This is a genomic window from Ferrovibrio sp. GW821-FHT12D07, from assembly GCF_058807275.1.
The window spans coordinates 1,685,429-1,707,901 of sequence record NZ_JBXAQN010000001.1; the positions used below are offsets into that span (position 1 = coordinate 1,685,429).

Annotated in this window: 24 protein-coding genes; 9 read left to right on the forward strand and 15 right to left on the reverse strand. The window is 62.7% G+C overall.

The window, feature by feature from the left end; all coding sequences use genetic code 11:
- Nucleotides 1-120 precede the first annotated feature (120 nt).
- Both AC1RRE_RS08365 and AC1RRE_RS08370 read left to right on the forward strand, forming a co-directional pair.
- Nucleotides 121-1,722, forward strand: coding sequence for an O-linked N-acetylglucosamine transferase family protein (locus AC1RRE_RS08365; protein ID WP_492980663.1), 1,602 nt, complete (start codon nucleotides 121-123; stop codon nucleotides 1,720-1,722).
- Nucleotides 1,719-2,720, forward strand: coding sequence for a class I SAM-dependent methyltransferase (locus tag AC1RRE_RS08370; RefSeq protein ID WP_492980664.1), 1,002 nt, complete (start codon nucleotides 1,719-1,721; stop codon nucleotides 2,718-2,720). The genes AC1RRE_RS08365 and AC1RRE_RS08370 overlap by 4 nt, the downstream gene beginning before the upstream one ends.
- Nucleotides 2,721-3,028: 308 nt before the next feature.
- On the opposite strand, the gene AC1RRE_RS08375 is transcribed toward AC1RRE_RS08370, so the two are convergent.
- The gene (locus AC1RRE_RS08375; protein ID WP_492980665.1) at nucleotides 3,029-4,090 is read right to left on the reverse strand and encodes an AbrB family transcriptional regulator; all 1,062 of its coding nucleotides are present in this window, start codon (nucleotides 4,088-4,090) and stop codon (nucleotides 3,029-3,031) included.
- Nucleotides 4,091-5,047 (reverse strand): M14 family metallopeptidase, encoded by a 957-nt coding sequence (locus tag AC1RRE_RS08380; protein WP_492980666.1) that lies wholly within the window; start codon nucleotides 5,045-5,047, stop codon nucleotides 4,091-4,093.
- Between the two features lie 136 nt (nucleotides 5,048-5,183).
- Between AC1RRE_RS08380 and AC1RRE_RS08385 the strand changes: the two genes are divergently transcribed.
- Nucleotides 5,184-5,417, forward strand: coding sequence for a hypothetical protein (locus AC1RRE_RS08385; RefSeq protein WP_492980667.1), 234 nt, complete (start codon nucleotides 5,184-5,186; stop codon nucleotides 5,415-5,417).
- Nucleotides 5,418-5,426: 9 nt separating this feature from the next.
- Here AC1RRE_RS08385 and AC1RRE_RS08390 read toward each other — a convergent pair whose 3' ends face one another.
- The 4 genes from AC1RRE_RS08390 to AC1RRE_RS08405 all read right to left on the reverse strand — a co-directional run bounded on the left by AC1RRE_RS08390 (nucleotide 5,427) and on the right by AC1RRE_RS08405 (nucleotide 9,347).
- On the reverse strand, nucleotides 5,427-6,944 hold the full coding sequence (locus AC1RRE_RS08390; protein WP_492980668.1) for a tripartite tricarboxylate transporter permease: 1,518 nt from the start codon (nucleotides 6,942-6,944) through the stop codon (nucleotides 5,427-5,429).
- On the reverse strand, nucleotides 6,944-7,417 hold the full coding sequence (locus tag AC1RRE_RS08395) for a tripartite tricarboxylate transporter TctB family protein (RefSeq protein WP_492980669.1): 474 nt from the start codon (nucleotides 7,415-7,417) through the stop codon (nucleotides 6,944-6,946). The genes AC1RRE_RS08390 and AC1RRE_RS08395 overlap by 1 nt, the downstream gene beginning before the upstream one ends.
- Entirely contained in the window at nucleotides 7,414-8,388 is a 975-nt protein-coding gene (locus AC1RRE_RS08400) for a Bug family tripartite tricarboxylate transporter substrate binding protein (protein WP_492980670.1), read from the reverse strand. The genes AC1RRE_RS08395 and AC1RRE_RS08400 overlap by 4 nt, the downstream gene beginning before the upstream one ends.
- Before the next feature lie 65 nt (nucleotides 8,389-8,453).
- Complete coding sequence (locus tag AC1RRE_RS08405) at nucleotides 8,454-9,347, reverse strand: fumarylacetoacetate hydrolase family protein (RefSeq protein WP_492980671.1); 894 nt, start codon at nucleotides 9,345-9,347, stop codon at nucleotides 8,454-8,456.
- A gap of 142 nt (nucleotides 9,348-9,489) precedes the next feature.
- Between AC1RRE_RS08405 and AC1RRE_RS08410 the strand changes: the two genes are divergently transcribed.
- A complete protein-coding gene (locus tag AC1RRE_RS08410) occupies nucleotides 9,490-10,188 on the forward strand; it encodes a FadR/GntR family transcriptional regulator (protein ID WP_492980672.1) in 699 nt (232 codons plus the stop codon).
- Here AC1RRE_RS08410 and AC1RRE_RS08415 read toward each other — a convergent pair.
- From AC1RRE_RS08415 to AC1RRE_RS08440, 6 genes are all read right to left on the reverse strand, one after another.
- A complete protein-coding gene (locus AC1RRE_RS08415; RefSeq protein ID WP_492980673.1) occupies nucleotides 10,185-10,709 on the reverse strand; it encodes a GNAT family N-acetyltransferase in 525 nt (174 codons plus the stop codon). The genes AC1RRE_RS08410 and AC1RRE_RS08415 overlap by 4 nt on opposite strands.
- An 89-nt stretch (nucleotides 10,710-10,798) precedes the next feature.
- Nucleotides 10,799-11,758, reverse strand: coding sequence for a ribonucleotide-diphosphate reductase subunit beta (locus tag AC1RRE_RS08420; protein ID WP_492980674.1), 960 nt, complete (start codon nucleotides 11,756-11,758; stop codon nucleotides 10,799-10,801).
- 136 nt (nucleotides 11,759-11,894) lie between these two features.
- Complete coding sequence (locus tag AC1RRE_RS08425) at nucleotides 11,895-12,338, reverse strand: MarR family winged helix-turn-helix transcriptional regulator (protein ID WP_492980676.1); 444 nt, start codon at nucleotides 12,336-12,338, stop codon at nucleotides 11,895-11,897.
- Nucleotides 12,339-12,397: 59 nt separating this feature from the next.
- The gene (locus tag AC1RRE_RS08430; RefSeq protein ID WP_492980677.1) at nucleotides 12,398-12,820 is read right to left on the reverse strand and encodes an organic hydroperoxide resistance protein; all 423 of its coding nucleotides are present in this window, start codon (nucleotides 12,818-12,820) and stop codon (nucleotides 12,398-12,400) included.
- Nucleotides 12,821-12,984: 164 nt separating this feature from the next.
- The gene (locus tag AC1RRE_RS08435) at nucleotides 12,985-14,223 is read right to left on the reverse strand and encodes a histidine kinase dimerization/phosphoacceptor domain -containing protein (RefSeq protein ID WP_492980678.1); all 1,239 of its coding nucleotides are present in this window, start codon (nucleotides 14,221-14,223) and stop codon (nucleotides 12,985-12,987) included.
- Nucleotides 14,224-14,280: 57 nt separating this feature from the next.
- Complete coding sequence (locus tag AC1RRE_RS08440; protein WP_492980679.1) at nucleotides 14,281-14,871, reverse strand: hemerythrin domain-containing protein; 591 nt, start codon at nucleotides 14,869-14,871, stop codon at nucleotides 14,281-14,283.
- A 359-nt stretch (nucleotides 14,872-15,230) separates the two neighbouring features.
- On the opposite strand from AC1RRE_RS08440, the gene AC1RRE_RS08445 reads away from it, so the two are divergent.
- The 3 genes from AC1RRE_RS08445 (at nucleotide 15,231) to AC1RRE_RS08455 (ending at nucleotide 17,813) form a co-directional block, all read left to right on the forward strand.
- Nucleotides 15,231-16,406: a zinc-dependent alcohol dehydrogenase gene (locus AC1RRE_RS08445; protein ID WP_492980680.1), complete on the forward strand. Its 1,176-nt coding sequence runs from the start codon at nucleotides 15,231-15,233 to the stop codon at nucleotides 16,404-16,406.
- Complete coding sequence (locus AC1RRE_RS08450; protein ID WP_492980681.1) at nucleotides 16,403-16,825, forward strand: response regulator; 423 nt, start codon at nucleotides 16,403-16,405, stop codon at nucleotides 16,823-16,825. The genes AC1RRE_RS08445 and AC1RRE_RS08450 overlap by 4 nt, the downstream gene beginning before the upstream one ends.
- 76 nt (nucleotides 16,826-16,901) lie before the next feature.
- Nucleotides 16,902-17,813, forward strand: coding sequence for a hypothetical protein (locus tag AC1RRE_RS08455; RefSeq protein ID WP_492980682.1), 912 nt, complete (start codon nucleotides 16,902-16,904; stop codon nucleotides 17,811-17,813).
- Nucleotides 17,814-17,855: 42 nt separating this feature from the next.
- Here AC1RRE_RS08455 and AC1RRE_RS08460 read toward each other — a convergent pair whose 3' ends face one another.
- On the reverse strand, nucleotides 17,856-18,419 hold the full coding sequence (locus AC1RRE_RS08460) for a thioesterase family protein (protein WP_492980683.1): 564 nt from the start codon (nucleotides 18,417-18,419) through the stop codon (nucleotides 17,856-17,858).
- A gap of 278 nt (nucleotides 18,420-18,697) precedes the next feature.
- On the opposite strand from AC1RRE_RS08460, the gene AC1RRE_RS08465 reads away from it, so the two are divergent.
- Together AC1RRE_RS08465 and AC1RRE_RS08470 are read left to right on the forward strand one after the other, a co-directional pair.
- The gene (locus AC1RRE_RS08465) at nucleotides 18,698-19,072 is read left to right on the forward strand and encodes an SPW repeat protein (protein WP_492980684.1); all 375 of its coding nucleotides are present in this window, start codon (nucleotides 18,698-18,700) and stop codon (nucleotides 19,070-19,072) included.
- A gap of 95 nt (nucleotides 19,073-19,167) precedes the next feature.
- Nucleotides 19,168-19,557 (forward strand): SPW repeat protein, encoded by a 390-nt coding sequence (locus AC1RRE_RS08470; protein ID WP_492980685.1) that lies wholly within the window; start codon nucleotides 19,168-19,170, stop codon nucleotides 19,555-19,557.
- A 47-nt stretch (nucleotides 19,558-19,604) separates the two neighbouring features.
- Here AC1RRE_RS08470 and AC1RRE_RS08475 read toward each other — a convergent pair whose 3' ends face one another.
- Both AC1RRE_RS08475 and AC1RRE_RS08480 read right to left on the reverse strand, forming a co-directional pair.
- Nucleotides 19,605-20,075, reverse strand: a complete 471-nt coding sequence (locus tag AC1RRE_RS08475; protein WP_492980686.1) for a GlcG/HbpS family heme-binding protein — start codon at nucleotides 20,073-20,075, stop codon at nucleotides 19,605-19,607.
- A 254-nt stretch (nucleotides 20,076-20,329) separates the two neighbouring features.
- Nucleotides 20,330-22,258 (reverse strand): ribonucleoside-diphosphate reductase subunit alpha, encoded by a 1,929-nt coding sequence (locus tag AC1RRE_RS08480; protein WP_492980687.1) that lies wholly within the window; start codon nucleotides 22,256-22,258, stop codon nucleotides 20,330-20,332.
- Between the last annotated feature and the right edge of the window lie 215 nt (nucleotides 22,259-22,473).

A 22,473-nucleotide genomic window follows, 5' to 3' on the forward strand; every position in this document is an offset into this window, starting at 1 on the left:
AACCCCTCGTCACAAGTCAGCCGCCATTAAGCGGAAAGGCGGTAAGTATCCGGTTAATATGGAATTTAACCACCCTTTCACCCCTTGTGCCTAGGCTCCGGCCCGGGAAAGGAATGCCTCGTGTCGCATGCCGGCGAGAACGATCCGAAAGAGCTGCTCACCCGCGCCCTGACCGCCAAGGCCGCGCGCGATTATCCCGTCGCCCTGGCTGCGTTCCAACAGGCCTTCCGTCTGGTGCCCAAGGCCTTCGGGGCGCCCAAGGTCTGGGGCGCCATCTTCAACGCACCCGACTGGTTCGCCGGCGATGACGAGCCCGGCGCCTATCTGGATTACGCCGATGGCGTGATGGCCGAGTTGCAGGCCCTGGCCGAGACCAACCGGCCGCTCGCGACCGTGCTGGCACAGACGTTCCTGCAGGGCACCGTCTTCCGCCACACCACCCACAACACGCGGCCGCTGACCGCTTTCATGGCGCGGCGCACCGCACTGATGCAGCTCTCGCTCAGCAATTTTCCCACGCCGCTGGACTATGAATTTCCCACCCCGGTCTCGGCCGGCGGCAAGCTGCGCTACGGCATCATCCTCAAGCATCTGAGCCAGGACCCCGAAACCATCGGCGCGCTGTCCTATTTCGAATATGCGCGCGCCGCCGATATCGAGGTCGAGGTCTTCGTGCTGGATACGGCCGAACAGCCCGGCTTCGCGGCGCGGGTGCGCGCCGTGGTCGACCGGGTCACGGTGCTGGGCGATGCCAATCTGGGCGAGGCGATCAATATCCTGCGCGCCGCCGATCTGGATATCCTGTTCTACGCCAACGACGTCACCGCCCGCGTCGGGCTCACCGCCTATCTCACGCTCTGCCGCGTGGCGCGCCGCACGTTTACCTGCGTGGCTACCATCGCCACCACTGCCACCCCGCATCTGGATGCTTATCTCGGCGCGGAATATTTCCAGCGACAGGGCTTCGACGCCGAATTCACCGAACGTTTCATTGCCTTGCCGTTCCCGGGTTTTTCCTTCTCGATCCCCGTTCGCACCGAGGTTGATGCCGCGCAGTTCAGCCGCGCCCGTCTCGGCATTCCGGAAGACGCGATCGTGCTGGCCTCGGGCGCGAACTACACCAAGTTGCATGGCCCGCTGCTGCGCAGCTGGGCCGAAATCCTGCGCCGCCTGCCTAATGCCTATCTGCTGCTCTATCCGTTCCCGCCGCATTTCGGCCCCGGCCAGTCCGATATGGTCAAGACCTGGATGACGGTGATCGCCGAGGCCGGCGGCGACCCGTATCGCCTCAAGATACTGCCCTCGCTGGGCGGCCGCGATGCAGTGATCGCGCTGCTGCGCGGCGCCGATATCGGGCTCGATTCTTTTCCGTATTCCGGCCTCACCACCATCGTCGATGCGGTCGAGGCCCATCTGCCGGTGATCGCGCCCAGCGGCCCGGTGCTGCGCAACAACCATGGCGCCGCCATCCTGGACGATATCGGTGCCGGCGACCTGATCGCCACCTCGGCGGCGGATTACATCGAGCGCACGGTTGCGTTGGCCAATGATCCGGCCGGGCGTGAGTCCTGGCGCCGGCATCTGGCTGGCGTGATGGAGCGCGGTCCCGGCTTCCTCGATCCGCCGGCCTACTGCCGCGCGGTCGTCGCGGTCTGCCGCATGCTGTATGATGAAATGAAGATTGGCGCGGCGACAGCCGGCAGTCCAAGGGGGACGGAATGAACGATCGGGATTTGTTGGCCCAGCAGGCAACGCTGCTACATGCGCAGAACCGCCTGAAGGAAGCCTATGCGGCGGCGATGAAGGCGCTGGCCGCCGCGCCGGGCGATCTTGGCATTTTCCAGTTGATCCATGGCATCCGGCAGGAAATCCTGCTCAGCCAGCAGAACGAGATGCTGGGCGGCATGTCGCAGTCGCTGCATCGCACCAGCCTGACGGTCTACCAGTCGCTGGTGCGCGACCTGCAGAGGGACGAGCGCTATGCCGACCCGAAGCGGCTGGAGCGGTTCGGCTTCTCGGTCGGCTCGCAGAACGAGGAAGACGGCATGCTGGTCGAGGTGTTCCGCCGCATCGGCGAGGGCAATCGCAGCTTCTTCGAATTCGGCGTCGGCACCGGCCTGCAGAACAACACCTATTATTTCCTGCTCGCCGGCTGGCATGGCTGGTGGATCGAGATCAACGCGCCCAAGGTGGCGTATATGCGCAAGCATTTCGCCACCGCCATGGCCGACAAACGCCTGGTGCTCGATGACACCCCGGTGGATGCCGGCAATATCGAGGCGATCTGCACGAAACTCGGAATCCCCGACGAGATTGACCTGCTGTCGATCGATATCGACGGCAACGACTATCATGTCTTTGCCGCGATGGAGCGGGTGAAGGCGCGCGTCATTGTCATGGAATACAATGGCGCCTTCCCGCCGCCGCAGCGCATGGTCGGCGCCTATGATCCCGCCTATGCCTATGACGAGAACACCTATATCGGCGCTTCGCTGCAGTCGCTGACCGACCTGGGCGAGAAGAAGGGCTATCAGCTGGTGGGCTGCAACATCACCGGCCTGAACTGCATCTTCGTGCGCAAGGACCTGGCCAAGGGCAAGTTCGCCGAACCGGCGACGCCCGAGCATCTGTTCAACACGCCGCGCCACCAGCTCGCCTGGGGCGGCGCCTTCAGTCAGGGACCCAAGGCGAATTACGGGCCGTTGCACGAGGAAGAGTAAGATAGAGAGTGCGGGCTTGACGATGAGCGAGGGCTTCCTATGTCAGGGAGGTCGCTCTTGCCCATCGTGAATCCTCTCAACGCATAGCCCGGTAAATCGCACCGGGCTTTTCTCTGCGCTCATCCGGATACAGATTGGACAGAATGGGACTCAATCGGCTCCCAATGGGACTCAACTGGTCCTGAACGGGCTCCAATCGGCTTTGATGGGATCGAACTGGCTCCGCATAGGCGCGCATCGGCCCTCATCCGGCTCTGGCAGGACGCAACCGGCCCCGCAGGATCAAGACGTTAGACGAAACGGGCTGTTTAAGAGTTCGGTTTTGTCTTGAGGCGCAGCAGCCGGAAGACCGGCGGCACGGCGATTACCACCAGCGCGATGCGGAACACATGCATCGACGCGACAATCGCCACCTCGACGCCCAGGCCCAGCGCCACCAGGCTCATCTCGGCCATGCCGCCAGGTGACAGCACCAGCATCAGGGCCGCGCTGTTGATCCCCAGCATGTCGGCGAAGCCAAAGGTGAAGCCGAGCGATGCACCCAGCATCACGCCGGTGGCCAGCACGGCATAGATCGCGATACGGCCGACCTCTTTCAGCGGCGTGCCGACGAAGCGGCAGCCCAGTGCCGCGCCCATCACCACCTGCGCGGTGGCGACCAGTTCCGGCGGCGGCGAGGCAGCCGACCAGCCGAGCAGGTGGACGGCAGCCGAAACCACCATCGGGCCGACAAGCTGCGCGGCCGGAATGCGGAAGGCGCGGGCGCCGAACCAGCCGACGATGCCGCACATCAGCAGCAGCACGGCTTCCAGCGGCAGCAGCTCCCACATGTGCCTGCCGATGGCCATGGGTGGCACATCCAGCTTTTCGACAAAGCGGAAATACACCGGCACAGTCATCACCACGAGGAAGATGCGCAGCGCATGGGTGATGATGATGCTGCGGCCGTTGCCGCCGTAATGCTCGCCCACCAGCGTCATTTCCTGCAGGCCGCCGGGTGCGGCCGAGAAATAGCTGGTGACGGGATCGAGTTTGGCGAGTTTCCTGAACACCACGTAGCACAGCGCCGTGGTGATCGGCACATAGACCAGCATCAGGATGATCAGCCCCAGCCATTCACGGGCGCGCTCGATCATCTCGGGCTTGAAGGCGCTGCCCAGCATCACGCCGATCACCGTGATCATGATGGCGCGCAGGCGTGGGTTGACGGTCAGGCGGATTTTCTTGTCCAGGCCGCACAGCACGCAGACCGCGACCAGGAACATGCTGCCCAGCATCCAGGCCAGCGGCATGCGCATATACAGAAAGGCCGCGCCGCCCGCTGCCCCGATCATCAGGGCAGGCAGGCTGTATTTCAGCTGCGTCAGCATTCAGGCCGTGATGGTGCGGCCGAGCCGGACGGCGGTCTGGCCGGGTTTGAGCCGTTTGGTCGGCATGATCAGCACGCAGTTGTCATACGGCGTCTTGATCGGCTGGTCGCCGTCATGGGCGATGATGGTCCCGGCCTTGGCAATAGACTCCAGACCGGTGAAGGCCTGCTCGAAGCGGAAGTCCTCGGTCACGATGGTGACGGCCTCGGTCACTTCCACGAAGGTCTGCGGCTGCGCCGGCAGCGGCGCGATGCCGTGCCTGGCCAGATCGGCGTCGCTGGCCTGGCCGGTGCTTTTCAGGAAGCGGAAGACGGTCTCGATCGCGACGGTCTTGCTGCCCTGTTCCCAGTGCTGGCCGCATTCCACCAGCAGGGCGTTTTTCTGGCTGGTCGGATCGCCAAAGCCGCCGTAGTCGCGCATGCGCAGGCCGGCCTTGTGGCCCTGGTCGGCCACCACCACCGGCGGCACGCCGATCTGGTTGGCGAACGTGCGGCCCTTGGGCAGCGGGCCCGACAGCATCAGCGCCGGCGAAGGCTGCTGCATCGAATGCAGGTCGAGCAGCAGGTCGACCTCGGCGATCAGCGGCTCGATCTCGCGGGCGCGGTCGAGTTCCACCGAGCGCCGCGTGCTGTCCAGCGCATTGGGACCCCAGACGCGGTTCATGTCCTCGTCCACAAAACGCGAGGCGGCCGGCTCGTCCATGTCGAAGCGCGTATAGGCGGCGACGTTGCAGAAGATCAGCGTCAGCTTGCCGCGCAAGGGGCGGAATTTCTCGCGGAACAGCAGGTCCAGCGCATGCGCCCCGCAGACCTCGTTGCCATGGACCAGCGCGGTGATCGCCGCATGCGGCCCCGGCTTGCCGCTGTTGAAAGTATGGGCGTAAGGCACGCCGGTATTGCCTTCGCGGTACTGGGTGATCGGGATTGGCAGCAGGGGATTGGGCGGGAGCGCGGTCATCGGGTCCGATGGCTGTAAAACAGGGGCATTTTTGCGAGTCGGTGTCATTTTAACCACAAGCGGCAGCCCAGCCCAGTCGCGGGGATGTGTTGAGTCGCCGGTTGAGGATAATTCCACCCTCCGCTAAGGTTGCGGCATGACCGCGATCCCATCGACCTCGGGTGCTTCCTATGCTCTGGCCGGCCTGCGCCAAGCCGAGCAGTCGCAGCTTGCCGCCATCAAGGCGGTTGGCAGCGGCAGCCTCGATGCCGACACGATGGCCCAGGCCGCCGCGCTGCTGATGGGCGCGCAGGGCCAGGAATCGGCCTCCGCCGTGGCGTTGGTCGCCAATCTGCGCCAGCAGAGCTATTTCATCGATATCCTGGCGTAAAAGCCGCGTTTACTCGGGCTGGTCGAGCGCGATCTTCCTGCGCCAGTCCAGCTTGCGGAAGATCACCGGGGCCACGCTGGCCAGGATCAGCACGGCTGCGATCCCCAGCATCGCCAGCGACAGCGGCCGGGTGAAGAACACGTCGTAATTGCCGTTCGACATGCTGAGCGACTGGCGCAGGCTCATCTCCACCATGGGCGACAGGATCAGCCCCAGGATCACCGGCGCGACCTCGAATTCAAGTTTACGCAAAAGATATCCCAGCACGCCGGCGCCGATCATCAGCCAGACCTCGACGATGCTCTGGTTCACCGCGTACACGCCGAGCAGGCAGAAGACCAGGATCGCCGGATAGAGATAGCTGTAGGGGATGCGCAGCAGCCACAGGAAGGCGCCGATCAGCGGCAGGTTGAGGATCAGCAACACCACATTGCCGACATACATGCTGGCGATGAAGCCCCAGAACAGGCCAGGCTGCTGCTCGATCAGCAGCGGCCCCGGCGCCACGCCATGCACCATCAGGGCTGCCAGCATCACGGCGGGGATCGGGCCCGACGGCACGCCGAGCGCCAGCATCGGCACGAAGGCGCCGGATGCGGCGGCGTTGTTTGCCGATTCAGGTCCCGCCACGCCGGCCACCGCGCCGTGGCCGAATTCCTGCGGCTTCTTCGACAGCTTGCGCTCCAGCGCATAGGAGACGAAGGAGGAAATGATATGGGCCGAGCCGGGGATGATGCCGACCAGGAAGCCCAGCACGGTGCCGCGCCAGATCGGGCCGTTGGCCTCGCGCAGTTCGGTCTTCGTCGGCAGCATCTCAGAGAGCTTCGGCGCCGGCACCTTCTGCATGGCGTTGCTGGCGGTGAGCAGAATCTCCGAAATGCCAAACAACCCGACCGCGATGGGCACCAGCCCGATGCCGTCGGCCAGTTCCAGCACACCGAACTGGAAGCGCATGAAGCCCGACATGGTGTCGATGCCGACGGTCCCAAGCAGCAGGCCCAGCACCGCCATGGCCAGCGACTTGGCGATCGAGCCGCTGCTCATATAGGCCAGCACCATCAGGCCGAGGATCAGCAGGCTGAAGGTTTCCGGCGGGCCGAAGCGCAGCGCAAATGCTGCCAGCGGCGGGGCCAGCAGCATCAGGCCGATCACGCTGACGGTGCCGGCAACGAAGGAGCCGATCGCCGCGATGGCCAGCGCCGCGCCACCGCGACCCTTGCGCGTCATCGCATGGCCGTCGATGCAGGTCATGACCGACGAAGCCTCGCCCGGCAGACGCATCAGGATCGACGTGGTCGAGCCGCCGTATTGCGAGCCATAGTAGATGCCGGCCAGCAGCACCAGCGCGGTGGTCGGGTTCAGCCCGAAGGTCAGCGGCAGCAGCAGACTGATGCCGGCGAGCGGGCCTAAGCCCGGCATCATGCCGACCAGTGTCCCGATCACACAACCGAAGACGGCATACATCAGCACGACCGGCGACAGCGCCGTGCCGAAGCCGGTCATCAGATTGGCAAAGGTATCGGCCATCATAATCCGAACAGACCCACCGGCAGCGGCACTTTCAGCCAATGTGAAAAGACATAATACGTGCCGAATGACAGCCCGACCGACACCAGGATGGTAGAGATGACCGGCCGGCGCTCGGCCACGCCGATCAGGAACAGCAGCATGACGAGCGTGGTGAGCCGGAAGCCCAGCGTCTCCAGCGCGGCGGCGGCAAAGCCGGCGGCGATGAGAATGCAGATCGCATGGCGGCGCTCATCCCAACGCAAGGCGCGCAACAGCGGCGACTGCCCGGCGGTAGCGAAGATGGCGAGGGACAGCAGGCCGAGCAGTAGGCTCAGCAGCAGCGGCCAGGCGGCAGCACCCGGCTCGGCAAAAGTGCCGAGCGGCAGGCGCAGCGATTGCCACACCGTGCCGGCCGCCAGCAGAAGCAGCGCCAGCGCAGCGACAATGTCGCTGCGCCAGATGCCACCACGAACAGGAGACGCTTCGTTCACTGGACCTTGCCAACCGCCTTCACGGCTTTTTCCATGCGCTTGGCGTCGGCATCGGCAAAGGCCTTGAACTCGGCGCCTTCCTTGTAGACCAGCGGGGTCTGCAGGTTTTCCAGCGCCTTGAGGAATTCCGGGTCCTTGGTCGCCGCGCGCGCCGACTCCTGCAGCTTCTGCAGGGCGGGGGCGGGCACGCCGACTGGAGCATAGACGCCGGCCCAGATGTAGAACTCGACTTCCTTGTAGCTGAGCTCGATGAAGGTCGGCACATCGGGCAGCGCCTTCAGGCGCTCGCTGCCCCAGGTGGCGAGCACGCGCAGCTTGCCGGCCTGCACCTGCGGGATGATCGGGCCGGGACCCGAGGCCAGCGCCTGCACATGGTTGCCCAGCAGCGCGGTCAGGGCGGGTCCGCCGCCGGCATAGGGCACATGCTTCAGTTTGATATCGGCGGCAGTGGCGAACATCGCCATCGCCATATGCAGCGTGCCGTAGACGCCCGACGACGAGAAACCGATCTCGTTGGGACGCTTCTTCGCGTCGGCCACGAACTCGGCGACGGTCTTCCACGGCATCTCGGCCGGCACCACCAGCACGGTGGGATCGGCGGTGATCAGCGCGATGGGGGTGAACTGGTCGAGGCGATAGGCCGGCTGGCGGTCAAAGAGCTTGTCGGCTTCCGGGATGATCGAGATCGAGGACAGTGCCGTCATGATGGTGTAGCCATCGGGCTTGGCATTCGCCGTGGCGGCCATGCCGACCGCGCCGCCGGCGCCCGGGCGATTGCTCACCACGACCGGCTGCTTCAGCACCTTTTCCATGGCGGTGGCCATCGGGCGGCCGCTCTGGTCGGCGACGCCGCCGGGCGGGAAGGGCACGATCATGGTGATCGGGCGATCAGGAAAACCCTGGGCGAGAGTTGCCGTGCTGCAGAGCGCGACAGCGAGGCCGGTCAGCAGACTGCGAAGCGGGCGGTTCATCATGGTGTTTCCTCCGGTTTGTTACTGAGCCCGGCCATCTGTTGCGGCCTGCGGGCGGTCATATTTCAGGCGACGGGATTTTCCAGCGTGCCGATGGGCGCGATGGTAACGGCAACACGGTCGCCCTTTTGCAGGTATTTCGGCGGCTTGAAACCGATGCCGACGCCGACCGGCGTACCGGTGGCGATAACATCGCCCGGCTCCAGCGCGATACCGGCCGAGATGGTCTCAATCAGGGTCGGGATGTCGAAGATCAGGTCGGCGACCACGGCATCCTGCCGCATCTCACCGTTCACCGTGGTGACCAGTTTCAGCTTGGTGACATCCGGCACCTCGTCGGCGGTCAGCAGCGTCGGGCCCATGGGACAGAAGCCATCGATGCTCTTGCCCAGGAACCATTGCTTGTGCTTGCCCTGCAGCTCGCGCGCGGTGACGTCGTTGACGATGGTATAGCCGTAGACATGCGCAAAGGCGCTGTCCTTTTTGATGCCGCGCCCGCCCTTGCCGATCACGACGGCGAGTTCGCCTTCATAGTCGACTGAATTGGTCGGGTCGAGATGGCCGGGGATCGGTGCGCCGGTGGCGACCACGGTCGACGGCGCCTTGGTGAAGACCACGGGATGGCTCGGCACTTCGGCACCGCCGGTGTTGGAGCTGTCGAAGCCACTGCGGGCGAATTCCTTGGCATGCTCGTGATAATTCTTGCCCACGCACATGATGTTGCGGGCCGGGCGCGGGATCGGCGCCAGCAGCTCGCAGTCGGTCGCCTTCAAGCGATGGAAGCCACTTTCGATCGCCTGATGCGCGGCGCGCAGCGTCGTCGCGCCACCGGCGATGAAGCCCAGCATGTCGGCGGGCAGGGTGGGATCGGCGGCGCGGAAATCGACGATCTGCTTGCCCTGATCGATCAGGGCGCCGATATGGGTGGCGCCGGCATGGCGGAAGGTGACGAGACGCATAGCGAAGGACCAATCGTTAAATGGTACATTTTACGGATGGCAGCGTCGCAAGCAGACATGCGGTGGGTCAACGGAAAAAGTTGGACCGATCGAGAACCAATCCGCTAAAAGGTCAGGGAATAGCCACGTTGCGTGAAAAACCATGACAAACGCCACTGCCGTTCTCTCCCGCCTGCGCGAACTGGTGATCCGCCGTGACGCTGCCGGCGAGAACCGTTTACCACCCGAGCGCGAATTGGCGGCCAGTCTGAAGATCAGTCGCGGCACGCTGCGCCGCGCGCTCGATCTGCTGGAGGCCGAAGGCGTGCTGTGGCGTCATGTCGGCCAGGGCACCTTCATCGGCAACCGCCCGGCGATGCCGCGTCCCGGTCCGATCACGCGCTTCACCAATCCCGACGAGGTGATGGAGGCGCGTCTCGTGCTGGAGCCGCGCCTGGCGGCGATGGCGGCCTTCCGCGCCTCGGCCGAAGAGGTTGCGCGCATGGATTACTGCGTACGCAAGAGTGAGGCGGCCGCCACCACGGCGACGTTTGAGCTCTGGGACAGCCGCCTGCACCGGGCGATTGCCGAAGCCGCGCGCAACCGCATGCTGCTGGCGCTGTTTGATCACCTGAATGCCGTGCGTGACGAGGATCTCTGGGGGCGCCTGAAGAAGGCCACCGTCACGCGTCCACGCAAGTCGGGCTACATGTCGCAGCATCGCCAGCTGGTGGACGCGATCCGCAAGCGCGATGCCACCGCCGCCGAACGCATCATGCAGGCGCATCTGGATGGCGTACGGCGTGACCTGATGACGCCACCTGACAGCAGCAAGGCGGGCGCCAAGAAGGCCGCCGCCTAGGCCGCGGCGGCGACGCTACGCTGCATCGCCACGCGATTGGCGGTGTCCAGTCCGTTGGCTTTCTGGCGCGCGATCACGATGCGCATGTCCGGCCCGAGTTCGTGGGTCGGAATGACGATGAAGCCCAGCCGCGCGTAATACGGTGCGTTCCATGGCACGAGGCGGAAGGTGGTTAGCGTCAGCATGGGCAGATCGAGCCGGCGCGCCAGCGCATCGGCGGCTTCCAGCAGCGGCACGGCAAGACGATGCCCGGCATGATCGGGATGCACATTGAGCTCCTGCACATAGAGCGCGTCATCGAGTTCACTGCAGAGCATGAAACCCACCGGCCGGTCGGCAATATCGACGGCGACAAACAGGCAATCCTCCAGGATGGCGTCGCGCAGGTCGTCACCATGGGTGGGGTCATAGCCGGCGATGTCAGGATAGTCGGTCGCGATGAAGGCCTGCCCGGCGGCGCGTTCGATGTCGCGCAGATGGCCGGCTTCGCTGCGATGGGCCAGTCTGATGCTGTAGGTCATGGGCGGATGCTGTCGGTCATCGGGCATCATAACAAAATGGCCGGGACAAGCCCGGCCATAATGACGTCGATGATGACAGTTCGTGCGATTTAGGCGAAAGCGTCTTCCCAGTCGCCCTGGGTCGAGGCCTTGGAATACTCGGTCGCGCGGTTCTCGAAGAAGTTGGTGTGCTCGACGCCGTTCAGGATCGCATCCAGCCAAGGCAGCGGATTCTTCTCGATCCGGTACATCGGCTGCAGCTTGAGCTGTAGCAGGCGGCGGTCGGCGGTCCAGCGGATGTAGTCCTTCACTTCCTGGGCGGTCAGGCCCTGCACACCTTCGATCTCGAAGGCCAGATCGATGAAGGCATCTTCATGGTCGACGATGGTGGAGCAGGCGACATAGAGCTCGCGATGGAAGTCCTCGGTCCAGATTTCCGGGTTCTCTTCCACGAATGTATGGAACAGCTTGATGATCGAGTTAGTGTGCAGGCTTTCGTCACGCACCGACCACGACACGATCTGGCCCATGCCCTTCATCTTGTTGAAGCGCGGGAAGTTCATCAGGATCGCAAACGAGGCGAACAGCTGCAGGCCTTCGGTGAAGGCGCCGAAGACGGCCAGCGTCTTGGCGATGTCGGCCTTGGTGTCGACGCCGAACTGCTGCATGTAGTCGTACTTGTCCTTCATCTCCTTGTAGCGGAGGAAGGCCGAGTATTCGTCTTCGGGCATGCCGATGGTGTCGAGCAGATGCGAGTAGGCGGCGATATGCACCGTCTCCATATTCGCAAAGGCGGCCAGCATCATCTGCACTTCGGTGGGTTTGAAGACCCGCGCGTAGTGCTTCATGTAGCAGTTGTTCACTTCCACATCGGCCTGGGTGAAGAAGCGGAAAATCTGCGTCAGCAGGTTCTTCTCGCCCGGGGTCAGCTTCTTCTGCCAATCCTTCACGTCGTCGGCGAGCGGCACTTCTTCCGGCAGCCAGTGCAGGCGCTGCTGGGTCATCCAGGCTTCGTAGGCCCATGGATACTTGAAGGGCTTGTAGACGGGCTTGGAGTCCAGAAGCGACATGTGTTCCTCACTGATTCTGAGGGGGCAATATCGCAATATCTGGTGGGTCCATCAAGCCAAAACCCCCTAGGGGTGGGGCCGGAATCTGTGGATTACATGACTTTGGGAAGGCTGGCGGGCGCCCGGCCTGTGGATATTACCCGGCCGCCCGGATCAGCCCGTCGGCCAGGCCGCGCAGCTCGGCCCGCAGGCGGCCGATATCCGCCATTTCCAGCGGCAGCAGGCAGCCCAGATTCGCATGCATCTTGGCCACATCGGCCTTCAGGGCCTGGCCCTGCTTGGTCAGGCTGATGGTGACCTGCCGTTCGTCGTCGGGGTTGCGGCTGCGGGCCAGCAGGCCGGCCTGGGCCATACGCTTGAGCATGGGGGTCAGCGTGCCGGAATCGAGATGCAGGCGCTCGCCCAGTTGCTTCACTGTCAGCCCGTCCTGCTCCCACAGCACCAGCAGCACCAGATACTGCGGATAGGTCAGGCCCAGCGGCTCCAGATGATCGCGATAAAGCCGCGTCATCGCATTGGAGGCGGCATAGAGCGCGAAGCAGAGCTGATGGTCGAGTTTGAGCTGGTCGTTGGCGGACATGGCGTTTGCGGAAGTTAGGCGACGCCGGGCTTGAGCACCCGGCGTCGCGGAGTCGCAGTTTAGACCACAGTTTCGAGGGTCGCCTCGATATTGCCCTTGGTGGCCTTCGAATACGGGCAGACCTGATGGGCGGCGGCGGTGAGCGCCTCGGCTTGGGCCTTGTCCATGCCCGGCAGGTTGACCGAGATCTTGGCGTTCAGGCCGAAGCTGGTCTCGTCCTTGCCGATGCCGATGGTCACCGTGACGGTGTTGCCCTGCGGCAGCGTGATCTTCTGGTTGCGGGCGACGAGGCCCAGCGCGCCCTGGAAGCAGGCGGCATAGCCGCTGGCGAAGAAGGTTTCCGGATTGGCGGCATTGCCCGGGCCGCCCAGTTCCTTGGGCATGGCCAGCGTCATGTCGATGATGCCGTCGGCCGACTTGACCTGGCCGGCGCGGCCACCGGTGGCAGTGGCGGAGGTGGTGTAGAGCGGGGTGATGGACATGGGGAACTCCTGGGTTGGGGTGTGTTGACTGGGTGTGGGACAGGCAGAAACTTAGCGTACAATTAAGTTGCGCACAATATAAATCAGTGTGACCAGCGTCACGGAGTGTAGCACCGGCCCCGTGACAGCCGTGGGGCCACCCGTTCCGGCCCTGCGGCACGGATTTATTCGAGCACAGGGAAAATAACTGAAATCCGGGTTCCGGCTGGAGAGCTGTCGATCTTCACCCTGCCGCTGACCTGGTCGCTCAACGCCCGGACGAACCGCAGGCCCTGGCTGCCTTCGCGCTGCTCTCCCATCCCTGGACCATTATCCTCGACCGTCAGGGTTCCCTCGCGCGAACCATGGTCGATCGAGAATTTCACGGCGATATGACGATCTGGACGCTCGATCCGTGCGTATTTGACGCAATTCGTAAGCAGCTCGTTGGCGATCAGGCCTATCGGGGCCACGCTGTCGGATCGCAAGGAAGCGGCCTCCAGACTGCGGACAATCTTTGGCCCCTGTCCAAAGCTGCGCTCGAAGTTGTCACATAAGGCGCTCAGATAGGTCGCGACCTCGATCACCCCGCCGGTGCTGTCGGTTTTCAACAGGTCGTGCGCGAGGCTGATGGCGGCGACCCTGTCCATGACGCCGCGAAATTCGATACGGATCTCTTCCGATGCCGTTCTGCCGCTGCGCAGGCTCAGGAGACTGAGAATCATCTGAAAGTAATTCCGAACGCGATGATTGTGTTCGGCCATCAGCACGCCGAGGCTGTTTATCTTGGCATTCGCGATGTTGTGCTGTTCATCCTTATCTTTCTCCGCGTTCAGGAGCTTTAGGGCCAGGGCCATGATCAAGCCAAGGCTCTGGATGAAATTCTTGTCGTCCTCATCAAAAGCATTGATCCGCGTGCTATCGGCTTCGATGACCCCCCATACGATTCCGTCAACAGAGACGGGTGCATTAATGAGAGACTGAATCCCATGCTCCTGTAACAGCCTGTTGGGCCGAAACTCCGAGCTGGCCGATATATCGTTGATGAAGACGACCGTCTTGGTCTGAAAGCATCGTCCCGGCGCCGTATCCATGTCAGTCGCCAGCACGGCGTGTCCTACCACGCCGGGGCGCCAGCCTTTTCCAGCGAGAACCTTCAGGCCGGCAACCTCCGGGCTGTAACACAGGACTTTCGAATGATGGACCTCTGTTGCCCGAACGATCTGCTCGGTTGCGTGGTCCAGAAGTCTGTCGATACTGCGAACGCGGCCGCAGACCTGGGAAAATTTCAGAAGGATGGATTGATGCAGTCGCACCTTATCCAGATTGCTGATATGCGGCGTGGTCTGACTGTCAGGCATTTTCCCTCGCTTATCAAATGCCCAAGGCATCCGGCGCCATGCAGCGCCGAATGCCCAGGTCATGAGATCTGCATTTCAAGTGGCATCCCGATAACGGGATACGGTGTCCTGACTGGCTGATCAGGATTTGCCGGAAAGTTGCTGAAGCAGTTCCGTCTTGCGCATCAGAACCTGGTTTCCCAGTTCCTTCAGGTCGAGATCGCTGCTGCGCAGCTTCGGGAACATCTCCTTCTCTTCCTCCTTGACGTGGTGCTTTATGTACTCGCTCAGCACCTTCATTTTTGCATCATAGAATCGTTCGCTGGGCTTCATCGCCTCGATCTGCGCGATCAGCTCCTTCGCACCGGCATGTTCGATAATGGCTTCGTCCACGAGATCTTCATCGATCTCCTCATGCGCAGGCGGATAAAGCAGTTCTTCCTCGACTTGGGCGTGAACGCGCAGCTCCAGGCAGACCTTGCTGGCGATTTTTCCTTTCTCGGAAGCACTTTCAGCGCCTTCGTATTCTTCAAAAAGCTCTTCGACCTTGCGATGGTCCTGCTTAAGCAGGGCGATCACGTCCGTCGATGCGCCTTCCTCGGGCAGCGCTTCGGTCATTTCCTTGGCAATGCGGGAAAGACTTGGCGTTAATGCGAGTCCGAGGGCTTTCTGAGACCGGCTTCCCGATTTCGACGAGGCATTCTCATTCTGAACAGTTGCTTGCTTGGGCATGTGTGTACTCCTGGTCATCCACGGCGCGACATGCGTCAGGATTGGGTATGCAGCGAACCAAAGTTCACGATAATGGTTCCAGGTTTCGATCGCCCTTTCTCCATCCTGGATGCAGTGCGCGTGACGTATGTTGAGAATGCGTTTTGCAAGCCGGGCTGCGCAGGTGATGGCGTATAGGACGGATTGCAGGCGGAACCGCCGAATACGGGCAAATCCGGATTTTCATGATTCTGGATCATGCATGAAATCGCTGAGCGATGCCGTTTCACAGGCGCATGCGATACGCTTGTGACAACTTCAGTGAAAGAGGAACGCTGACTGTAGCGCTCGGTTGGTCTCCGCATGCAGCGGAGGACATCATGAAGGCATTAGTCTGGCACGGCCGTAATGACGTGCGTATCGACAACGTTGCCGATCCGAAAGTCGAAGAGGCTGGAGATATACTCCTAAAGGTCAGCTCTACCGCCATTTGCGGTTCCGATCTGCATCTTTTGGATGGCTATGTTCCCGCTATGAAGGAGGGCGATATTCTTGGCCATGAATTCATGGGCGAGGTTGTCGACATCGCGCCTGGCGTGACGCGCGTAAAGAAGGGCGATCGGGTCGTTGTGCCCTTCGTGATTGCCTGCGGTCATTGCTACTTCTGTGAAAAACAGCTCTTTTCCTGCTGCGATATCACCAATCCCGATAGGGAAGCCAATGCGAAGCTGAATGGTTTCGCTGGCGCCGGGCTGTTCGGATATTCGCATCTTTATGGCGGATTTTCCGGCGGGCAGGCTGAATATGTACGGGTTCCGCATGCCGATATCGGTCCGATCAAGATCGAAAGCAGTCTGCGCGATGACCAGGTCCTCTTCCTGTCGGATATCCTCCCGACCGGCTGGATGGCTGCCGAGAACTGCAATATTCAACCCGGCGATACGGTTGCGATCTGGGGCTGCGGGCCTGTCGGCCAGATGGCCATCAAGAGCGCCTGGCTGATGGGCGCCGGCCGGGTGATTGCCATTGATCATGTGCCCGAGCGCTTGGTGATGGCCCGCGATCATGGCAAGGCGGAAACTATCGATTTCTCCGACGATGACGACGTGTACGACCGCCTGAAAGAAATGACAGGAGGGCGCGGGCCGGATTCCTGCATCGATGCGGTGGGCCTGGAGGCCCATGGCTGGGGTTCGGTTGATGCGGTTTTCGATCGCCTTAAGAACTTTGTCGGGTTGGCGACCGATCGGCTGCATGTTCTGCGGCAGGCAATCTACTGTTGCCGTAAGGCCGGAACGGTATCGGTCCCCGGAGTGTATGCCGGATTCCTCGACAAGGTGCCGTTTGGCGCCGCGTTCGGCAAAGGTCTGACAATGAAGATGGGACAGACGCATGTGCAGAAATATCTGCCTGAACTGCTGGCCCTGATCGAGAAGGGCGATATCGACCCCTCATTCGTGATCACGCATCGGCTGCCGCTCGATAAGGCTCCGGATGCCTATGAGATATTCAAAGAGAAAAAGGACGGCTGCATAAAGGTTTTCCTCCAGCCATGATCGAGTTTCACATGACAGATGCCGGAAGTAAGTCCTCTGTCAGGCCGCCGACGGTTCTGGTGGTTGAGGATGAGCCTGTGGTGCGGCTGGTCGCGGTCGAATATCTGGCATCGGCAGGATATTCCGTTCTGGAAGCCGGTACGGCTGAGGATGCCATCGACACGCTCATGGATCATTCGGTGGATCTGGTGTTCACCGATGTTCAGATGCCGGGTGTGATGGACGGCAATGAGCTCGCGGAGTGGATCGAGATCAATTTTCCCAATGTCGCCGTCCTGATGACATCCGGCGTTGCACCCGATCGCGGGCATGGCGTGGGTGCCCTCATTCGTAAGCCCTACGACCTCGATGTCCTGAAAGCCAGAATCATCGAGGCACTGGCCTTGCCCCGGCAAAAAAACCCTCACTCCTTGTGGTAATCGACCGCGAACGAGACCCGTGCCGTGAATTATCGCGAAACGCCAATACTCCATTTTCATTCTGAAGGAGACTCCCATGCCCCTCACTATCGCCACCCCTCATCATTACGACACAGGCTATCCCGATGACGTGGAATTTCACGTGGAAGGATTTTCCTGGCGCGCCGCATTTGCCGGCATCGCCATCGCACTGGCTGTTGCATCCGCCCTTCACCTTCTGGGTGCCGGTGTGGGCTTCACGCCAGCCGGATTCGGGCTGGAAAATGCCCCCAAGGCCGCAACGGCGGGCATCCTGGCAACCCTGTGGCTGACCCTGGCCACCGTGATCGGCTTTTTCGCCGGCGGATATGTTGCTGGCTATGCCGTGCCCTGTCTGGCGCAGCGGGATGGCTGCGTGCGGGGAAGCGTCGTCTGGGCCATCACCGTCATGCTGGTCGGTCTGATCGGGGCCACCACGGTCATGCGGGCGACCAGCGCAGCGGTGCAGGGCGCCAACACGGTCGCTGCCGCCAGTGTCGGCACGGCTACGGGTCTGGGGGCTGCCGGCGTCGGTGCCGCCATGAGCCAGCAGGGCCAGCAGGGCGGTATCGACCGCTTTGCCGATATGGCGCGACGGGCGGCCGAGGACATGTCGGCTACGCCGGCTGACCAGATGTCCCCGGAACAGGCGGGCCAAGATCTCGCACGCCTGATGACCAAGCGCCTGCGGGATGGAAGCTGGCAGGATGCAGACAAGACCCGGGCCGCCGAAATGCTGGCACGGGTAAACAATTCGTCGGTCGAAGACGCCAAGGGGAAGCTTGAGGCGACCGAAGCCCGTATCCAGCAGACCATTGAGGCCGCCGAGCAGAAAGCCAAGGAAGCTGCCGAGACCACGGCCAAGGCGCTGGCCGCGGCGACCTATTGGGCTTTCTTCACCGTCGCTCTTGGCCTATTGGCCGCCGCTGCAGGCGGCCATATAGGCGCACGCCGCTGGGTCAAGATTTAATCGTCTCTTATGCGCAGGCGGTAAATCCCGCCTGCGCATTATTCAGGGGGCAGTTCTGGCGGGTTCGGCGCTTTCTTCCTGCCGCAGCGCCTGACTGAGCGCATCGCAACTCTGGCTCCAGTCCTGCACCCAGCCGGGAAGGGCCGGGGATTCAACCGCGATCCCCATCAGCGTCAGGAAGGTGCCCGGCGCGATCGGTCCCTGCGGTCCGCGGAACAGGCCGCGGATGAGCACGACTCCATGAACGCGGCCACGCTTCAGAAAGCGATGCTCCATGAAGGTCCATTTGTCATCCCAGCCGAGCAGCCGCGTCTGCATGTCGAAACGCTCGAAGACTTTCAGGTCACGCCGGAACTTGGCGAGTGAATCGCCGACGATAGGCAGGGCGCGCTGGGCCAATGCTGCGCGTCCCGCACCGCTGCGCAGCACGAAATCCATCCGGCCCACATCGGCCAGCGTCAGGTAACGGCCATTGTTCACATGGCCGTTGAAGTCGAGATCGTTGGGCATGACCATCAGGCCAAGCGTGCTGGTCTCCAGCATGGAGACACGTTTGCGCCGCCAGACCGTGAGCAGCATCCAGATCAGTCGCAGCCAGAGATTCATCGTTCGCGTCTCATCGCTTTTTCGCAGAAGGCGGCATGCTAGCGAGAGATGATCGGCGAAGGAATGCGGTCAGGAGGGAGACGTCGCGGCATGCCGTGGCGGAATGCCGCGAAAATCAGGCGGGATAAGCCAGAGAGATAGGACCGGAGGCAGCCCACTGGCAAACGAAGCTGGACCACCCTATGTCAATGGTGAACCCTGCGTCGCCGCACGGGGGGAGGCGCCGCACGCTGCTCATGAAAATGGGCCGGATGAAGCATCCGGAGAAAAGGTGTGCCATGGCTCACGTAACACATCACGATCCGCGCCATGATTCACAAGGCGGACGGCGTTGGCAGGACTGGGCCAATACGGCACTCGGTCTGCTGCTGGCCGCATCACCCTGGCTGTTCGGCTATACCGGGTTGGAAGCGGCGACGATCAATGCCGTCGCCATTGGCCTGCTGGTTTTCGCGCTGTCGGCGCTGGCGCTCACGCTGCTGGATGGCTGGGAAATTTACCTGAGCGGCCTGCTCGGTATCTGGGCCATGCTGTCGCCCTGGCTGATCGGTTTCGTGCCATATCACGCGGCGAGCTTTACCCATCTGGGCATCGGTGCGGCCGTCGTGGCGATCGCCGCCATCGAGATCTGGCAGAACGGTCGGACAGCCTAGATGGCGACAGGAACAAGACGACGATAGAAGCGAAAGTCTGCAAGCCGGCCTGCGTCGGCAATCACGCCAGCGCGAACCCGGCAGGGAGGTACGCGATGGCTGTGCTCAAACCCTTCATTTACCGTCACTGGCAGGACTGGGCCGATCTGCTGCTCGGCCTTGCCGTTCTGATCTCGCCCTGGATGCTCGGTTTCACCCATGCGCCGGCGCCGATGTGGAACGCGATTCTTGTCGGTGCGGCGATCATGCTGCTCTCGGCCTTCGCCATCGCGAAGTTGGAGCCGTGGGAAGAGTGGCTGAACATCGCGCTCGGCCTGTGGCTGATCGTGTCGAGCTGGTTGCTCGATTACGTGAGCGCGTCGCAGGCGGTGGCCTGCCATCTGGGGCTTGGCCTGCTGATCACCTTCCTCGCGGCATCCGAGCTGTGGGAAGAGACGCAGGCGCGCGACGAGAAAACCGCCAGCCGTCCGCTGACGCATATCTGATCGCAGCAAACGGCCCGGGAGAATATCCCGGGCCGCAGACTGTTACCTCACTTCACCGTGCTGACGCCAGCCTGCGCGACCATCGCATCCTGGCTCGACATCACGCCGCTGACGCCGATGGCGCCGATGACGATGCCATCAGCCATGATCGGCACGCCGCCTTCCAGCGGGGTGATGCCGTCGAGCGCCAGCAGCACGTTGCGGCCACCGGCCACCGCGTCTTCCAGCGCCTTGGTCGGACGCTTGAAACGCGCAGCCGTGCGGGCTTTGCCCAATGCGATATCGACACTGGCGGGCTGCGTGTTGTCGAGCTTGGAGAAGGCCAGCAGGTTGCCGGCCTCGTCGACCACGGCGATTGCCACGGTCCAGTTGTTCTTGACCGCTTCGGCTTTGGCGGCGGCCAGCGCGGTTTCGGCGGCGGCGAGCGTCATCGCCTTGCGGTTGGCGAGCTGTGCCTCGGCCGGCTGCGCCATCAGCATGGCGCCCAGCACCATTGCCCCCATCAGATACGTCTTCATTTTTGGTCTCCCGGTTTGTCGACCGCTCATGCGGCGCGACACTCTGGGTGAGCGGATCAGCGGCACGCCAATGTCGTTTCCGTGAGACGGGCCTGTGTGCGATGACGACTGCGTGTAGATAAAAAAACGGCCCGGAATTTCTTCCGGGCCCCGGGCTCAATCAAAAAAACGGCCCGGAATTTCTTCCGGGCCGTGGTCTTCTCCCCAACTCGGTCTAATTCCCGAGGGTTTTACCTTTTACTGGCAGGCCAATCTTACTGACAAGACAGGCATTCGTCGTAATCGACAGCCTCGCGCGGACCGCCAGCGGCTGCGGCGGCCATGGCGGCCATGGCGGCGAGCGGCAGCTCGACATCGGCAGGCACGCCCATGGGGCGCTCGCCTTCGTTGACCTTGCCGGCCAGCGGGATTGAAACAACATTGCTGTTGAGATCGGCGGCCGACTTGCCCGACACCGTCTCCGCGCGCTGGATCGACAGCGAGCGGCAGTAGTAGAGGCTCTTCACGCCCTTCTTCCAGGCCTGGAAGTGAATCTGGTGCAGGTCGCGCTTATGCACATTCGCCGGCAGGAAGATGTTCAGGCTCTGCGCCTGGCAGATGAACGGCGTGCGGTCGGCGGCCAGGTCGATCAGCCAGCGCTGGTCGATCTCGAAGGCAGTGCGGAACACAGCCTTCTCGTCATCTGACATGAAGTCGAGATGCTGCACCGAACCGCCGTTGGTGGTGATCGACGACCAGGTGTCTTCGTCGTTCTTGCCATACTGCTCCAGCGCCTTCTCGAGATAACGGTTGCGCACCGAGAAAGAGCCCGACAGGGTCTTGTGCGTGAAGGCATTGGCCACGTTCGGCTCGATGCCCGGCGAGGCGCCGCCGGCAATGATCGAGATCGACGCGGTCGGCGCGATCGCGATCTTGTGCGAGAAGCGCTCCATGATGTTGTACTCGGCCGCATCCAGGCACGGGCCGCGCTCTTCCGCCAGCTTGCGCGAAGCGGCGTCGGACTGGTCCTTGATGTGCTTGAAGATGGTGCGGTTCCACACCTTGGCCATCACGCTTTCCCACGGCACGCCATTGGCCTGCAGGAAGGAGTGGAAGCCCATCACACCCAGGCCGACCGAACGCTCGCGCTCGGCGGCGTAACGCGCCTTCGACATGCTGTCCGGGGCATTGGCGATGAAGTCGCTCAGCACGTTGTCGAGGAAGCGCAGGCAATCCTCGATGAACAGCGGATGCTCCTTCCACTCATGGAAGTATTCCAGGTTCAGCGACGACAGGCAGCACACGGCCGTGCGCTGCACGCCATGATGGTCGATGCCGGTCGGCAGCGTGATTTCGCTGCACAGGTTCGAGGTCTTGACCCGCAGGCCGGCCAGCTTGTGCTGTTCCGGCAGGGCGCGGTTCACATGATCGATGTAGACCAGGTAGGGCTCGCCGGTCTCGATGCGGGCGGTGAGGATGCGGATCCACAGCGCGCGGGCCGAGACGGTGCGCTGCACGGTCTGGTCATGCGGGCTCAGCAGGGCCCACTGTTCATCGGCCTCGACAGCGCGCATGAAAGCGTCCGAGATCAGGATGCCGTTATGCAGGTTGAGCGCCTTGCGGTTCGGGTCGCCGCCGTTGGGGCGACGGATTTCGATGAATTCCTCGATTTCCGGGTGATCGACGGGCAGGTAGCAGGCGGCCGAACCACGGCGCAGCGAACCCTGCGAGATCGCCAGCGTCAGGCTATCCATCACGCGGATGAAGGGGATGATGCCCGAGGTCTTGCCGTTCTGACCGACCTTTTCGCCGATCGAACGCAGGTTGCCCCAGTAGCTGCCGATGCCGCCGCCGCGGGCGGCTAGCCAGACATTCTCGTTCCACAGGCCAAGGATGCCGTCGAGGCTGTCATTGGCTTCGTTCAGGAAGCAGGAGATCGGCAGGCCGCGGTTGGTGCCGCCATTCGACAGCACCGGGGTGGCCGGCATGAACCAGAGGCGGCTGATGTAGCTGTACATCCGCTGGGCGTGCGCGGTGTCGTCGGCATAGTGGCCGGCAACGCGGGCGAACAGGTCCTGGTAGGACTCGCCCGGCAGGAGGTAGCGGTCGTCCAGGGTGGCTTTACCGAAATCGGTCAGCAGGCGGTCGCGGCTGCGGTCGACGTCGATGCGGATACCGCGTTCGGTTTGCAGAGTGTTCAGCACGGATTTGCTTCCCCTCATTATCGCGGCCCGGTACCCTTTCGGGGTCAACCGGCCCGGCCGTAAAACAAAAAAATCCAAAGGTTTACGCCCGTTGATCCCTTATTCCGGCGGCCGCGCACCCCGCCCTTTCACCTTCAAAGCCGTAAAAGCCCCAAAAAGCGGCCTCGAAGGCGGCGCAGCGTCGTCACGAAACAGGTCCAACGAACACAACATAT

Excerpts from the sequence above, each read along its gene's own strand:
- AC1RRE_RS08410 (WP_492980672.1), top strand. The coding sequence starts at position 9,490 with ATGACAAACGCCACTGCCGTTCTCTCCCGCCTGCGCGAACTGGTGATC.
- AC1RRE_RS08400 (WP_492980670.1), bottom strand. The coding sequence starts at position 8,388 with ATGAACCGCCCGCTTCGCAGTCTGCTGACCGGCCTCGCTGTCGCGCTC.
- AC1RRE_RS08375 (WP_492980665.1), bottom strand. The coding sequence starts at position 4,090 with ATGCTGACGCAGCTGAAATACAGCCTGCCTGCCCTGATGATCGGGGCA.
- AC1RRE_RS08450 (WP_492980681.1), top strand. The coding sequence starts at position 16,403 with ATGATCGAGTTTCACATGACAGATGCCGGAAGTAAGTCCTCTGTCAGG.
- AC1RRE_RS08475 (WP_492980686.1), bottom strand. The coding sequence starts at position 20,075 with ATGAAGACGTATCTGATGGGGGCAATGGTGCTGGGCGCCATGCTGATG.
- AC1RRE_RS08465 (WP_492980684.1), top strand. The coding sequence starts at position 18,698 with ATGGCTCACGTAACACATCACGATCCGCGCCATGATTCACAAGGCGGA.
- AC1RRE_RS08390 (WP_492980668.1), bottom strand. The coding sequence starts at position 6,944 with ATGGCCGATACCTTTGCCAATCTGATGACCGGCTTCGGCACGGCGCTG.
- AC1RRE_RS08415 (WP_492980673.1), bottom strand. The coding sequence starts at position 10,709 with ATGACCTACAGCATCAGACTGGCCCATCGCAGCGAAGCCGGCCATCTG.
- AC1RRE_RS08385 (WP_492980667.1), top strand. The coding sequence starts at position 5,184 with ATGACCGCGATCCCATCGACCTCGGGTGCTTCCTATGCTCTGGCCGGC.
- AC1RRE_RS08430 (WP_492980677.1), bottom strand. The coding sequence starts at position 12,820 with ATGTCCATCACCCCGCTCTACACCACCTCCGCCACTGCCACCGGTGGC.
- AC1RRE_RS08405 (WP_492980671.1), bottom strand. The coding sequence starts at position 9,347 with ATGCGTCTCGTCACCTTCCGCCATGCCGGCGCCACCCATATCGGCGCC.
- AC1RRE_RS08425 (WP_492980676.1), bottom strand. The coding sequence starts at position 12,338 with ATGTCCGCCAACGACCAGCTCAAACTCGACCATCAGCTCTGCTTCGCG.
- AC1RRE_RS08440 (WP_492980679.1), bottom strand. The coding sequence starts at position 14,871 with ATGCCCAAGCAAGCAACTGTTCAGAATGAGAATGCCTCGTCGAAATCG.
- AC1RRE_RS08420 (WP_492980674.1), bottom strand. The coding sequence starts at position 11,758 with ATGTCGCTTCTGGACTCCAAGCCCGTCTACAAGCCCTTCAAGTATCCA.
- AC1RRE_RS08455 (WP_492980682.1), top strand. The coding sequence starts at position 16,902 with ATGCCCCTCACTATCGCCACCCCTCATCATTACGACACAGGCTATCCC.
- AC1RRE_RS08380 (WP_492980666.1), bottom strand. The coding sequence starts at position 5,047 with ATGACCGCGCTCCCGCCCAATCCCCTGCTGCCAATCCCGATCACCCAG.
- AC1RRE_RS08445 (WP_492980680.1), top strand. The coding sequence starts at position 15,231 with ATGAAGGCATTAGTCTGGCACGGCCGTAATGACGTGCGTATCGACAAC.
- AC1RRE_RS08460 (WP_492980683.1), bottom strand. The coding sequence starts at position 18,419 with ATGAATCTCTGGCTGCGACTGATCTGGATGCTGCTCACGGTCTGGCGG.
- AC1RRE_RS08435 (WP_492980678.1), bottom strand. The coding sequence starts at position 14,223 with ATGACCTGGGCATTCGGCGCTGCATGGCGCCGGATGCCTTGGGCATTT.
- AC1RRE_RS08470 (WP_492980685.1), top strand. The coding sequence starts at position 19,168 with ATGGCTGTGCTCAAACCCTTCATTTACCGTCACTGGCAGGACTGGGCC.
- AC1RRE_RS08370 (WP_492980664.1), top strand. The coding sequence starts at position 1,719 with ATGAACGATCGGGATTTGTTGGCCCAGCAGGCAACGCTGCTACATGCG.